The sequence below is a fragment of the Altericista sp. CCNU0014 genome (assembly GCF_044923475.1).
In the GTDB taxonomy this organism is placed as follows: Bacteria; Cyanobacteriota; Cyanobacteriia; order Thermosynechococcales; family Thermosynechococcaceae; genus JAAURS01.
In genome coordinates this window covers 486,622-500,000 of record NZ_CP137338.1, presented here as the reverse complement: position 1 = coordinate 500,000, position 13,379 = coordinate 486,622, and the positions used below count along the sequence as shown (strand labels likewise).

The window sequence follows — 13,379 nt, the reverse complement described above, 5'->3', positions numbered from 1 at the left end:
TAGACTGAATTTCTTCCTTCACGCCGCGCAGTGCTTTACCGAGAGCCCCTCCTAGCTCTGGCAAGCGCTTGGGTCCAAAAATCAGGACCGCCACCAAGAGAATAATGCCAACCTCTAACCAACCTAAACCAAACATAAGTTGACCTTTACAACTGACTAAACCAACTCAACTAGATTTACAAATCCGTAAATCCGTAGTTAATCATCTCCACTTTCAGACTGCGATTCGATGAAAGTGGAGATTTGAGTAACGATCGGAGATAGCTAAGCGGGGGACTCGCGATCCAAAGAGCCTTCCACCAGCTTGAACTCCTGTTCTAAACGCTTTGTCAGTTTTTCCGGCAGAGGACGATTGGGATAGGAACTGTAGTGACCCGCTAAGCCATTCAGTGCCGTTGTCATTGTCATAAACGAGCTGAGTCCCGCTACCGAAGACTGCCGACGATATTGGGAAATAAAATCGCTAATCTTGGCTTTTGCATCGGCTTGGGCAGCAGACTTTTCTGGGGTACCTTCAGGCAGCTCGATGGCCGTCCGCAAACTACTAATCAATGTTAAAGTGTCTTGGCGGTAGTTGCCGGACAGACCTGTTGACGTTGCCCCGGAGCAACCCGTTAGGAACAAAGAGGCTGACAGAGCAACACTCAGGAAAAATGCAAAAAAGCGCTTCATAAGCTTCGGATTCTCTCAAAAACATGGCGTGGGTCGGCAAGCTAGATGGCATCAATTCGCCATATCTCGAATGGTTGCAGTGGTCTTTCCAGAATAAACCATTCATCGGTTCATTTTCTCCTCCACGGGGCAGAACCGATCCCCACTTAAGGAACGTTTAAGATGTCTGACTTAGTTCCTCGCACTGGATATACGCTTCCTGTCTTTGCCTGCGGTGCGGCGATCGCCGCTCTCCACTGGCTTTATAAGAGGATCGCCCTCGACACCGTTACTCTCGATTTAGTCGATCCGGCCCAACTCGCTCGAGTGGAGATTGAAAACGCCTGCGGACTCAAACCGGGCGTTTCCCTCGCGATCGCGCGCAGCGATCCGGGCGACAACTTAGACTTAACCCGCCATACGCCGATTTGGGCGATGGTCGAATGGGCACCCCCAACCCAAACCCAATCGGTTTCAATTGTGGGGGGAGAGGGGATTGGACGTCAGGAAAACGGATCTGGCCCATCCGCGATCTATGCCTACGCGCGGCAGCTCATCGAAACAAACTTAAACCAGCAGTTGCGAGAAGGCGATCGCATTCAGGTCACATTGCTCTTGCCGGAGGGGCGTGCTTTAGCCAAACGCACCTCTAATGAAGCCTTTGGAGTCGTAGAAGGGCTTTCTTTATTGGGCACGTCGGGCCTTTCCCATCCCCTGAGCGCGCCCCAGCAACTGGAAATTTTTCGAGCGCAATTGCAAGACAAAGCAGCTCGGCGCGATCTTCTCGTGTTTTGTATTGGCGAGAACGGTCTCGATTTATCTCGGCGGCTAGGCATCCCAGAAACCTGTTTGGTCAAGACCGCTAACTGGCTTGGCCCTCTGTTAGTCGAAGCAGGCATCCAAGGCATAAAGTCCATTTTGCTGCTGGGCTACCACGGCAAACTGATCAAGCTGGCGGGCGGGATTTTTCACACCCACCATCACGTGGCGGACGGTCGCCAGGAAATTTTGACGGCCCATGGCGTCGCAGCAGGGCTGTCCGTGCCAGAACTCCAGACCTTACTTCAGCGCGCGTCCGCTGAGGACGGGCTGGCATACCTACGGCAGCTCGAACGACAGATGGCCCAACCTTGGGTTGCTCGAGTTTATCAATCTATTGCAACAGCCATCGAAACGCGATCTCAGCGCTACATCTACACCCACAGCGAGCGACAGGTACAGATCGGGTGTGCTTTATTCGACCGCGATCGCCAGATTTTTGCAGTGAGCGAGACCGGACAAAAGTTATTGGATCGGGCCAGCACGAGCTCGCACGGTTAGCAGCGATCGCTACGGCTTCGCAGACGGCTTCACAGGCGTTCTTTATGTCCGTCCCCCTCGGCAAACGCATGAGCTGTATCCCGCATCAGCCCATCTCCATTGTGTTCGGGACCGAATTCGCCTTCGGCGATCGCTGCTTCAGGCGGATGCAGGTACCGCAGGGCCAGCGTCTTAATGACGATATACAGCACGGGTACCACAAACAAACTCAGTACCGTCGCAAACAGCATCCCTCCGACGATCGCCGTGCCTAAAGATTGCCGCGCTGTTGCCCCAGGTCCCGTCGCGATCAACAACGGCACCGACCCGATCGCCGTGGAGATGGCCGTCATTAGAATGGGGCGCAATCGCTCGGAACAAGCTTCCAACACTGCTTTTGTCAGACTCATTCCCTTCTCGTACATTTCATTGGAAAACTCTAAGATCAAGATGGCATTTTTACTCGCCATCCCAATCAGCATCACAAGCCCAATTTGGGTATAGACATCATTGGAAGTTCCCCGCAGCCAAATTGCCATCAATGCCCCCAAAATGGCCAGGGGCACCGTCAACATAATAATGATGGGGTCGATAAAGCTCTCATACTGGGCAGCCAGGGTTAGAAACACAAACACAATCCCTAAAGCAAAAATGACCACCGCAGCCCCGCCGGATTCCACTTCCTCCAGCGAGATACCCGACCACTCAAAGCTAAAGCCCTTGGGCAATACTTCCTTGGCGACGGCTTCCATCGCGGCGATCGCCTGACCGGAACTGGAACCAGGTGCCGATGCTCCATTGATCTCCACGGAGCGAAATAGATTGTAGTGGCTGATAATAGAAGGGCCGATCGTCTGAGTGACCTTAACTAAATTGCCCAGGGGAATCATGGCTCCAGATTGGGAGCGCACGTAGAGCTTATTAATGTCTTCTGGGTTAGAGCGGAATTGGCTGTCGGCCTGGACGTAGACGCGATAAGCGCGGTTGAACTGGTTAAAGTCATTGACATAGGTGGATCCTAGAAACACCTGAAGCGTATTGAAGATATCTTCTACAGAAACTTGCAGTTGGTTGGCGCGGACGCGATCGACTTCCACCGTAATTTGCGGCGTATTGGCATTAAAAGTCGGTCTTAACCCTGTGATTTGCGGGCTTTGAGCCGAAGGGTACGCTCCAGCTCGACCGATAAATTGATTGAGCACTTCTCCCAGGGTATTAAACCCGACGCCAATCCGATCTTGAAGGTGGAATTCAAATCCGCCAAAATTCCCTAAGCCCTGGATGGCCGGCGGCGTAAAGGGGATAACCGTGGCTTCTTGAATGCCCGACAGCTTTGGGAATAGCCCCGTGGGCTGCGGGAAAAATCCTCCCACCACGCCAGCCACGGATTGCTCCGGTCGAGTCCGCTCTCCCCAAGGCTTCAGCAGGCAGAAAATGAGACCGTTGTTGGGCGTGGCACCGCTAAAGCTAAAACCGCCGACGGAGAAAATGCTCTGAACTTCAGGCTGCTGCTTCAGGATAGCCTCGGCTTGGCCTAGGACTTTTTCCGTATAGTCGAGGGAAACCCCCTCCGGTCCCTGAACGATGGTGATGAAATAGCCCTGATCTTCATCGGGAATAAAGGCTTTAGGGATGACGGTATAGACCCAGTAGGTCAACACCAGCGCTAAGGAAAAGCCGACCAGCACGATAAACTTGACGCGAAGGACCTTCCCCAGCATTCGTCGATAGGACTCTCGCACGCTGTCGATCGCCCAGTTAATACCGTTAAAGAACCGATTGTTCGGCGCTTGCCCTCGGCGCAGCAGGAGCGCAGAGAACATGGGCGTGAAGGTAACGGCATTAAAGGTGGAAACCGCCACAGAGAACGTAATGGTGAGCGCAAACTGTTTGTAAAGCTGTCCTGTGGTTCCTGGGAAAAATGCGACGGGCACAAATACGGTCATCAACACGATTGACGTAGCAATCACAGCCCCAAAGAGGGTGTTCATAGAGGCGATGGCCGCTTCTACGGGCCGCATCCCCTCATCCTGAATGCGGCGGGAAATATCTTCCACGATCACGATGGCATCGTCGACCACCAGCCCCGTGGCCAAGGTTAAGCCAAACAGAGTGAGGGTATTGATGGAAAACCCCAAGAGCTTGACAAAGATGAACGTCCCGATAAAGGCGATCGGAATCACGATGGACGTAATGAGGGCCGAGCGCCAATCTTGCAAAAATAGGTAGAGAATCAGCACCACCAACAACACCGCCTGTACCAGGGAAATCACGACCTCCTCCGCTCCAGCCTCAATAAAGGTCGTGGTATCGAAAGCAATGTCGTACTGCATCCCCGGCGGAAAGCTTTGGGAAAGCACTTTCATTTCTTCCTTCACCGCATGGGCCACATCCAGCGCATTGCTGCCAAACTGCTGGTTGATGCCCAAACCAACCCCGCGATGGGTCACGCGATCTGCTGGCGTAAAGCGCAGCACCGAACCGTAATTTTCCGCCCCCAGTTGAGCGCGACCTACATCTCTAAGCCGCACGAGGGTCCCCGCAGTAGTGGTTTTAACCACCAAATTGTTAAATTCTTCTGCGCTTTCAAAGCGGCCTTTCGCAGTGACGGAATACTGATACTGCTGGCCGGGGGCAGCGGGGGGTTGCCCAATTTGGCCCGCGCCCACCTGAAGGTTTTGCTGGCGGAGGGCATTCACGACATCCTGAGGCGTCAACCCGCGACCCGCCAGACGTTCTGGATCCAGCCAAATGCGCATGGCATATTTGCGTTCTCCAAAAATCTGGAGCCCCCCTACGCCTTTGATCCGCCGGATCGCGTCTCCCATGTAAAGATCGACGTAGTTACTGAGATAGACATCGTCGTAGACATCCTTCCCTGTTTTTGGATCTCTGTCCGAGTAAAGTCCGATCGCCAGCAGAAAATTATTGTTGGCCTTCGTGACCTGCACCCCCGTCTGCGTCACTGGCCCCGGCAACCGCGACAAGACCGTCGAGACTTTGTTCTGTACGTCAACGGCTGCTAAGTCTTGATTTTTGCCCAGATCGAAGGTGAGGTTGATGCTACTGGTGCCATCATTAGCACTCGTAGATTTGATGTAGCGCAGCCCCTCCACCCCATTTAATTCTCGTTCCAAAATGTTAGTCACGGTGGATTCCACCACTTCCGCATTGGCACCGACGTAGTTAGAGGTCACGCTCACTTGGGGCGGGGTAATCTCTGGATATTGGGCTACGGGTAGCGTGGGAATGCAAGCCAGCCCCAGCAGGGCAATAATAAGCGAGCAAACCGTTGCAAAGACGGGTCGTCTGATGAAGAAGTCGGAAATAGAAAAAATCATAATTCCGGGCCAATGAAAGGACTACCCCGCGCCAACGGGTTTTTCTGGAGCAATGGGGAGGCAATTTTGCAGTTGGAGAATGCCGGAGGTGACGATGCGATCGCTGGCATTCAGCCCTTCCAAGACCTCTTGATCGTTGCCGATGATTTTACCGAGTCGGATCGGCTTTTGAGCCGCAACGGTTTGATTCGGATCGACTTTTGTCGGTGCGCCGCCACCCTCGCCTTGGGCTACAGCCTTACAGCCAGAGTTTTGAAAAGGTTGCGCGACAAAAATAAAATCTTTACCCCCCAAACGAGAAATCGCAGTGGTGGGGACGAGAAGTCCCGGACGCGTATTCCAGACGACCCGCGCGCGGACGAATTGCGAGGTACGCAGCGTATCGCCCGCGTTGGCAAAGATTGCCTTTGCTTGCACCGATTGAGTGGCGGAGTCCACGTTGGGCGCAATAAAAGAAATCTGCCCCGTGCGTATGGCTTTTCCGCGATCGTCTAGCAGCTTTACGGGCTGACCTTGACGCAAGGCTGACGCTCGCTCCAGCGGCACTTGAATTTGAACTTCGAGCTGCTGATTTTGGGTAAGGGTCAGCAAGGGGGTCGTTTCGCTGACGGTATCGCCTAATTTTGCAGGAATGTTGCCCACTACTCCCGAGAAGGGTGCGGTAACCGTGTAATCCTGAAGTTGCGCTCTGCCTTCGGAGACATCTGCCCTAGCTTGTGCCACGGCCTGTTGATTGCGAACCACCTGGGCTTCAGCTCTGGCGATCGCCGATATTTGCGCTCGGACATCGGCTTTAGCCTGATTGAGTTCTGCCTGAGCGGTTTGGATGGCATTGCGCGTTTGCTCTAGGCTTTGCAGGCTGGTTGCACCAGCTTTATACAACGCTTGATACCGTTTGTAGTCCGCCTGATTGAGCTGCACGTTGGCTTGAGCGGCGGCCTGTTTTGCCTGAAGGGATCTGAGGGTATCTCTAGCACTGGCAACATCGGCTTTGGCAGTCTCTACTTCAGCCGCTGCAGTATTGACCCCGGCCCCTCGGCTCGCGACTTGAGCCCGCTGCCGATCGGCATCGATCTGGAGCAGAACATCGCCCGCTTGGACGCGATCGCCCGCTCGCACGTAAATTGCTGAAATCTGGCCTGGCACTTTGGGCTGTAACGTAACCGACTGTCGAGAGTCTAGCGTCGCCGCGTAGTCAGAACTTTCTTCAACTGTTGTGACCTTTGCCCGACCGAGGGGCACGGCAATAGGCGGCGGCGGTGCCATCTGACTGAACATCAGAATGGGCAAAATAACGCGATTGAAGAGCACCCAGCCTAGACCGCCCAGCACCAGCAACCCTAGAATCAACGGCACGATAAAGCGCCGGGGACCGCGTTGGGGCGGCGGAGTTGGCAAGTCCGACTCTAAACCGTGCGGATTCGCGACCGCATCTTCAGCATTCGTCTGTAAGTCTAGGGTTTGATGTGTATCTTGACTGCTCATAGGGATAATTCCTTGGGCACAACTTTAACAATCGAGACAAAACAAACTGCCCAAAACGAGATTGTTGCCTGGGGTAGACGATTGTAGGTGACTCTAAAATTTTGGAGCTGGCTGGAGTCTTGGGTCGTAACACCCGACTAGCGTGAGAGGCTAAAATTCATTTTTACAACAGGTCTTGTAATAGGTGCTCATCGATAAAACCAGCAGCAGCACCGATTTCTTACCGTAAAACCAACAGGACTATATCTTCGGCGATTAAACTTCATAACATCATAGCAATTTAAATCTCGATGCTTTTCGTTGAAAAATCTAGTTCATTCTACGCCAGAAGCCTAAGCCACGACATCGCCGACAGCTCCTTAACCAGCCGTTAACCGCCGATTCACTTCAGAGACGAGCTGGTTTGCGATCGAAAGGCGTTCCTAGACTGGCACATCTCACGACCTTCAAGACACAAAATGCATGCAGATCTGCATGCAGCTACAACCGAGCTTGTTATTTAGGGCTTGCTGAAAAAGTCATTTCAGACTGAGATTGGCAACGCGATCGCCAATTCAGACATAGCTGGATATGAATGCTCAGTAATGGACACAAAGGACATCGATTCTCCCATCGTCAGCTGAGCGGCTTCGTCACGCTCCATCCCGCCATGAAGGACTTGCAGACACAGATCGAAAAGCCAAAAAAGCAAGGCTAAGAGCCCAGCGAGCCAACGCTCCAAATTGAGCACGAGAAACGTAATCGCAATGGCACTTTGAGCCGTGTGGGCCAATTTCGCCATCACCCGTGCCAGAGAAAAGCGTCGCTTGGCCTGACCAAACTTACCTTCAATCCAGACCCGGACTTTCTCATCTTGACGCGCCTGTCGCTTGAGTTGAGCCTGCACCGATGGGTCTTGCTTCGGCCTGCCCAAAGGCGGGCCACTCAATCGGATACCACGCGCCTTACACCAACTGCGATTGGCGCGAGTGCGATAAATCTGGTCGGCATGAACCGACTCGGGATAGCAGCCAAACCGAGCCCGATAAGCTTCCACCTGGTCTTGGAGATGGGTCGACTCATTGAAATTGTCCCAACTGAGCCGGTCTAGAAACACACAGCCGTTGATACAACTGACCGATAGCTTTGCACCAAACTCCACGGGCACGCCTGCTTTGCCACGCACAATGGGCCTCACATGGGGCTGGGCGATGCTCACAATCCGGTCATCGATGCGACGGATGTTGGCGTCAAACATGGCTCGTTGTTGCCTGACGACTTCAGTGATGACCAACAGCAGGCGATACTGACGCCGACTCAGTTGTGCCAAGGATGCCCCAGCTGTTATGAGGATATCAATATGCTTGAGATTGCGACCCAGATAGTTGAGTTGCTGACGAATCCCTTTTCTCCTGAGTTGACGGCTGGGTTTTCGTTGCTTCGAGATGGATAGATACGCTTTGCGCGCGAGCTTTCGGTAGGTGCGAGGCTTGGTCTTAAATTGGTCGCTCACTTGGACGTAGAGGGCATCTAGGATGGCTTCGCTCTGCTCTCTAGCCTCATTCAATAAGCTCAAGTCGCTCGGGTAGCGAATATCCGCAGGGGCACAGGTCGCATCTAAGATGAGCTGCCCTTGATTGGGGGAGGGTGGCTCATCGTCATCACGGTCTGATTCAGATGCTGCTTCACTCGATACCGCCATCTGTGATTCAGTAGCTTCTGCCACTCCTTGCATCTTCTGCACGACGGCTTCGTTGACCTGACCCACTAGCTCCAGACTCAGGCGTTTGCGAAAGTGAACCAACAGGGATGAGTCAAATGGCGCTTCATCCCGATACTCGCTAAATCCCAAGAAGTACTGCAAGTATGGGTTCTCGCGGATCTGCTCCACGGTCTCTTCATCGCTGGTGCCGAGCTTCTCTTTGATGATGAGGGTTCCCAATGCGACTCGAAACGGTTTGGCTGGTGCGCCCATCGTGGCACTAAACTGGTCGGCATAACTCGCTTCTACTGTTTCCCACGGGATGAGTTTAGCCAGCTTTACCCAGCGATTGTCACGGGACAATTTGCCGCCGAAGGGCAGGTAGAAGTTCTCAAAGGACAGTTGGCCTGGGGGTGAAGTCCGATACATGCCGACTCAAGTGCAAGGGGTTTGACTATTTTTCGCCTTTTTTCTTGCACTTTTCAACCCCCTTGTTCGGACAGATGAACTGTAATCCCTACGTTCTATACTTTTTCAGCAAGCCCTATTTAACCCTCAAGCATCGCAAGTGGAAATCTATTGGGAAAAATGGGAGAAGGAAAGGCGTTCGCTCGCCACACAACTTTCGGACAAGTATTGTACTTGAATTTAATTTTCAGATCGTCTATCTATTGACCGATGAAGCTTCATTTAGAAGAGTTACTTAGAGGCAGTTTTAAAAGCCTCATTCGTCCCTGCATTAGCCCCCCCGCCCCCCAATTCTGGGGGGAGAACGCCGAAAACAAGGGTTATTTGCAAAGACTAGGCTTATTTCCCCCCAGAATTGGGGGGCTAGGGGGGCGAGTGTAATGTCTAGGAAACTTTTCAAACTGCCTCTTATGGACCCAGTGGCAGTCAGTGGATAGAAGTTGGAAAACCTAGTACTGTCTTTCAGAACATTACGCAACACGTTAAGAACCCCATTCGAACAAATGCAGGCGGTTGGGGCGAATTTCGTTGCAACGGAGGGTCAGTATCCGTCTGGCTCCAGCAATAGATGCAACCTGCTAGTCCAGAACCCGATCGAGACGCGATCGATTCGATTGCAGGCCATCCGTAGCACTATCTTGCTTGGCTTGCAATGAGATAATTCTCGATTAGGGTTGCAGCATCGGGGAGAACGTCCAATTGTTGCATGAGTCCCAAGCCATCAAATATCGTTTCTAGCGATCGAATCTTGTTGTCTGCAATTTCAAAAAGGGTTACGCCAAGGGCTTTAATGGTTTTTCCCGTAGGTGGAATGCCATACAAGGTGCCCTCGTGCGTTCCCGTCATTTCCCATCTAGACCAGACTCGATCGTCCCGAACCATCATGGCGATGGTATTCATCTGTAGGTCTGGCAACCCTGCCAGCCATTCTCGAACGTGATGCTTCATGCTCTCTGGCCCCGTTCCCTGCCAAAGGGACTGGTAGGCGATCGGTTTTGCTACAAAATCAGCAGGGAAAAGGTCGTCTGCCAGCGCCAGTTGGCGTTGGTTCCAGAGCTGTTCGACAAATATTTCTACAATTTCTCGCGCATTCATCACCAGCTCCTGCCTAACATCATTTGGAAACACTCGATCGCGTTCTATTTAAACCGCAATGCCGTCAGCGGGAAATCTGCATGTTTCCAAGCAGATTGAAAGCGCATCCGCACGGATTGCGCGGCTTTAGTTTTACCTTGCGCTTGCAAGCTCTGAGCCAATCCATTCAAGGACCAGCCATTTTCGGGATAAATCTTCAAATCTTCTCGATAGACCCGTTCTGCTTCCATCGCCTTTCCAGTTTTCAGTAAAACATCCCCTAGCGCTTGTCGAGTGGGTTGATACCAGTCCGGCGGTTCGGTATAGACCAGAGCATCCTCAAGTTTCACCGCCGTTTTGAGATGGGCGATCGCCATTTCCCCATCACCCTGTTTTGCGGCGTGTTCCCCTGATAGCACTGCCGTCGCAATGGCCAAAACGTTACCCGTGGTGTTAAACCCCCAGATTTTGAGTTCTTTGTGGACGGGTTCGGCGGCGATCTCCCGCAACTGATTCAATTCCTGCATAGCTTGTGCGGATTGCCCTTTGCCCAAAAAAGCCATGCCGCGCGCGTAGTGCCAAATGCCTTTTGGATAGGAGAGCGTCGGAGCAGGCGTTGCGAGAATCTTCTCCCACTGGCCGAATCGAATGAACGCGAACAGGGGAATGACGGAATAGTGCTGCAACGCTCCAGCTAACTCCCCTTCTCCCATTAATTTGGGATCGACTTTAGCCGTGTGTTCTGCGGCCTGCTGCGCCACTTTGCTTTGTCCCGCCATCATAGCCGCAAACCAGAGGAAGTGATGGTTGTGGGGCTTATAGGCGAGGGGATAAATCCCCTGCGCTTTGGTTTTTGCCAGGTAAGCATCATCTGCCTTAATGCCCAATTGATTGGACAGAACCGCATCGCGATAGCGCCCGGTGCGGATGTAAATATGGGACGGCATGTGGACGAGGTGTCCTGCATTGGGAAACAGCTTCATCAGGCGATCGGCAGAGGGCAAACCCAGTTCCGGTCGCTCTTTTTCAACTGCATGAATATAAAGGTGATTCGCACCGGGATGATTGGGGTTTTTAGCTAAAACGCCCTCTAGGGTTTTGAGAATTTCAACAGCTTCTGGTTTGGGCTGGCCGTTTTCTTGCCAGTAATCCCAAGGCGTTGTATCCATCAACGCTTCGGCAAACAGGGTTGCTGCATCTAGATCGGCAGGGTAGCGTCGCGCGACCTCGCGCATGGCATTGGCGTAGGCCAAATCGAGGGGTTTGCGATCCGCTGGCGGCTGCGGGGTATAGCGTTTGGCTAGAGCTTGAATCAACGCTTTTTCCCGAGGCTTAGCCGATTTGCCGAGCCGGATCGCGGTTTGAAGCGCTCTCCAGGCAGGCGATACGGCATCTTTGTCCATTGAAGCGTTGATGTTAGGCCCTAGGACCAGTGCCTCTCCCCAATAACACATGGCGCAGGTGGGATCGAGGTTGGCGGCTTGCCGAAAGGAACGGGCGGCTTCTGCATGGTTGAAGCCGTAAGCGAGGAGCAACCCTTGGTTGAAGTAGCGTTGTGCCAATCCATTTTTGGTGGAAATGGGATAGTTGTAGGCACTCAGCCCTTCATAAAGAGGGGCGCGGGTTGCGGGTGCATTTTTGGCCAGCATTGGGGCGATCGCAGATCGGCTGGGGGAATGGGCGATCGCCCAACGACCCGAACCCAGGGTGTAAGTTGATAATCCAATCGTTGCGAGGAGGCTTAAAAATACAGCGCTAGATTTCATAGAAATGCTCTCCTGTAATATTGCGATTTAGTAAATAAGAAAATCATCGATCGCTCGGATGTTAGGCAAGAGATCTCTGTGGGTCAAATCAGTTCATCCCAAGGCCGATGTTATAGTGCAGAGCCTTTGATACGTTCAGAGTATCGAGAGAGGCGTTCCAAAAACGTTCCAAAAGCGTTCCGTATTGTTCTAGGGAGATCGTAGCGACGAATAATGGTGAAATTGTGAGGGACGATGCTCGTGGCACAACCCCCAACAGCGACACATTTCTAGCAGAATATACTGCTTGATGAGTTCGCAAATCTGACTGGGTCGAATGGGATGGCTGGTGGGGTCAAAAAATTCCATACCGTTTCAACCCAATGGGTTTGCAATGAAACGAGGTTATCAATCGTCCCGACCGGGCAAACTTTCTATGACAGGCTCAAAAACATAGCCCGCACTCAATTTAGAATACGCAATCTGGGCCGCAGCTTTTTCGGCAGATTTTCGGGAAGGTCCAGTCCCTACGCCCAAACACTCGCCTTGGAGCCAAACCTCCGCGCTAAAACGCGACAGCGGCGTTTGAGACGCGATTTGTTCTTCTACGCGGTACTCCGGCAGCAGACGGTAATGGCCTTGGGTCCATTGCTGAAGCGCGGCTTTATAGTTCTGATAAGTAGGATCGGAGCGGACCTGTTCTGCCTGCTGTTCTAGTTCCGGTTTCAGCCAAGGCGCAACCAACTCGAAATCATGGGTACTCAGGTACAGCGCGCCGATGACTGCCTCCAGCGTATTGGCTAGGCGGGACGTTTCCCCCTTTGTATCGCGGGCAGCGCTGGGCGCTACCAGCAAAAAGCGCTCAAACCCAAAAGTATAGGCAATTTTGGAGAGAACGCGATCGCTCACCAATACCGACCGCACTGCCGTCCACTGACCCACTGTATCGTTGCGATCGTTTACCCATAAATGCTGCGCGACAAATAGGCGCAATACCGCATCGCCCAAAAACTCAAGCTGCTCGTAGTTGTCCGCAGCCGAATAACTGACATGGGTCAGCGCCAAGTCGAGCAACGACCACTGCACCTTAGCGGTACTCGGAAGCCCTAGCCGCTCTACCAACTGTTCGAGCTGTCGTTGCCGCCCTGCCGAAAGTTCTGCCATAGAAATCGTAAATGGGATGGGGAAAGAGCCGGACATAAGCCGGGTTCTGTTCCCTTCGCACCAAAGCGCGAAGAGGGCAGTTATCTATCTGGGACGCCTGTTACCAGTCGCCTCAAGCGGCTTCTTAACGGGACAGGGAAAAGACCAACCGTCGCCCCATTGCCTTGCTTCCAACCGGGGTTTACCGAGCCAGCACCTCTCGATGCTGCTGGTGCGCTCTTACCACACCTTTGCACCCTTACCAGCTCTGAGTATTGCAGCGCAATACTTAAAACTTCGGCGGTATGTTTCTGTGGCACTCTCCTCACGGTCGCCCGCACTGGGCGTTACCCAGCAAGTTTGGTCTTTCGGAAGCCCGGACTTTCCTCAACATGGCAAAATTTTGCCAAGCTGCAACCGCCTCGCCTGCTCTTTCCCTCCCTAGTGTAAAGGATGTCTCTCTCAACTGAGCTTGTATGGAGCGAGATCGAA

10 protein-coding genes and 1 other RNA gene (1 of these 11 running past the window's edge) are annotated in these 13,379 nt (G+C 52.9%); 1 reads left to right on the top strand and 10 read right to left on the bottom strand.

What is annotated here, in order from left to right; all coding sequences use genetic code 11:
* Together R6H26_RS02470 and psb27 are read right to left on the bottom strand one after the other, a co-directional pair.
* Positions 1-136, bottom strand: the 5' portion of a protein-coding gene (locus R6H26_RS02470) for a twin-arginine translocase TatA/TatE family subunit (protein ID WP_404788034.1). It extends 26 nt beyond the left edge of the window; the window shows 136 of its 162 coding nt (coding positions 1-136); the start codon lies at positions 134-136; its stop codon lies off the left edge, out of view.
* A gap of 128 nt (positions 137-264) precedes the next feature.
* Complete coding sequence (gene psb27 / locus R6H26_RS02465; protein WP_404788032.1) at positions 265-672, bottom strand: photosystem II protein Psb27; 408 nt, start codon at positions 670-672, stop codon at positions 265-267.
* Between the two features lie 162 nt (positions 673-834).
* Between psb27 and cbiD the strand changes: the two genes are divergently transcribed.
* Positions 835-1,971, top strand: coding sequence for a cobalt-precorrin-5B (C(1))-methyltransferase CbiD (cbiD, locus tag R6H26_RS02460; protein WP_404788030.1), 1,137 nt, complete (start codon positions 835-837; stop codon positions 1,969-1,971).
* A gap of 29 nt (positions 1,972-2,000) precedes the next feature.
* Here cbiD and R6H26_RS02455 read toward each other — a convergent pair whose 3' ends face one another.
* From R6H26_RS02455 to rnpB, 8 genes are all read right to left on the bottom strand, one after another.
* Positions 2,001-5,291, bottom strand: coding sequence for an efflux RND transporter permease subunit (locus R6H26_RS02455; RefSeq protein ID WP_404788028.1), 3,291 nt, complete (start codon positions 5,289-5,291; stop codon positions 2,001-2,003).
* A gap of 21 nt (positions 5,292-5,312) precedes the next feature.
* A complete protein-coding gene (locus tag R6H26_RS02450; RefSeq protein ID WP_404788026.1) occupies positions 5,313-6,776 on the bottom strand; it encodes an efflux RND transporter periplasmic adaptor subunit in 1,464 nt (487 codons plus the stop codon).
* Between the two features lie 523 nt (positions 6,777-7,299).
* On the bottom strand, positions 7,300-8,886 hold the full coding sequence (locus R6H26_RS02445; protein ID WP_404783413.1) for an IS5 family transposase: 1,587 nt from the start codon (positions 8,884-8,886) through the stop codon (positions 7,300-7,302).
* A gap of 672 nt (positions 8,887-9,558) precedes the next feature.
* The gene (locus R6H26_RS02440) at positions 9,559-10,020 is read right to left on the bottom strand and encodes an ester cyclase (RefSeq protein ID WP_404788024.1); all 462 of its coding nucleotides are present in this window, start codon (positions 10,018-10,020) and stop codon (positions 9,559-9,561) included.
* A 44-nt stretch (positions 10,021-10,064) separates the two neighbouring features.
* Positions 10,065-11,765, bottom strand: a complete 1,701-nt coding sequence (locus R6H26_RS02435) for a hypothetical protein (protein ID WP_404788022.1) — start codon at positions 11,763-11,765, stop codon at positions 10,065-10,067.
* Positions 11,766-11,954: 189 nt separating this feature from the next.
* Complete coding sequence (locus R6H26_RS02430) at positions 11,955-12,113, bottom strand: hypothetical protein (protein ID WP_404788021.1); 159 nt, start codon at positions 12,111-12,113, stop codon at positions 11,955-11,957.
* Positions 12,114-12,152: 39 nt separating this feature from the next.
* Positions 12,153-12,908 carry a ribonuclease III gene (gene rnc, locus R6H26_RS02425; RefSeq protein WP_404788019.1) on the bottom strand — a complete coding sequence of 252 codons (756 nt, stop codon included), beginning with the start codon at positions 12,906-12,908 and terminating at the stop codon, positions 12,153-12,155.
* A gap of 20 nt (positions 12,909-12,928) precedes the next feature.
* An RNA gene (gene rnpB, locus R6H26_RS02420) (RNase P RNA component class A) lies at positions 12,929-13,320 on the bottom strand.
* Positions 13,321-13,379 lie beyond the last annotated feature (59 nt).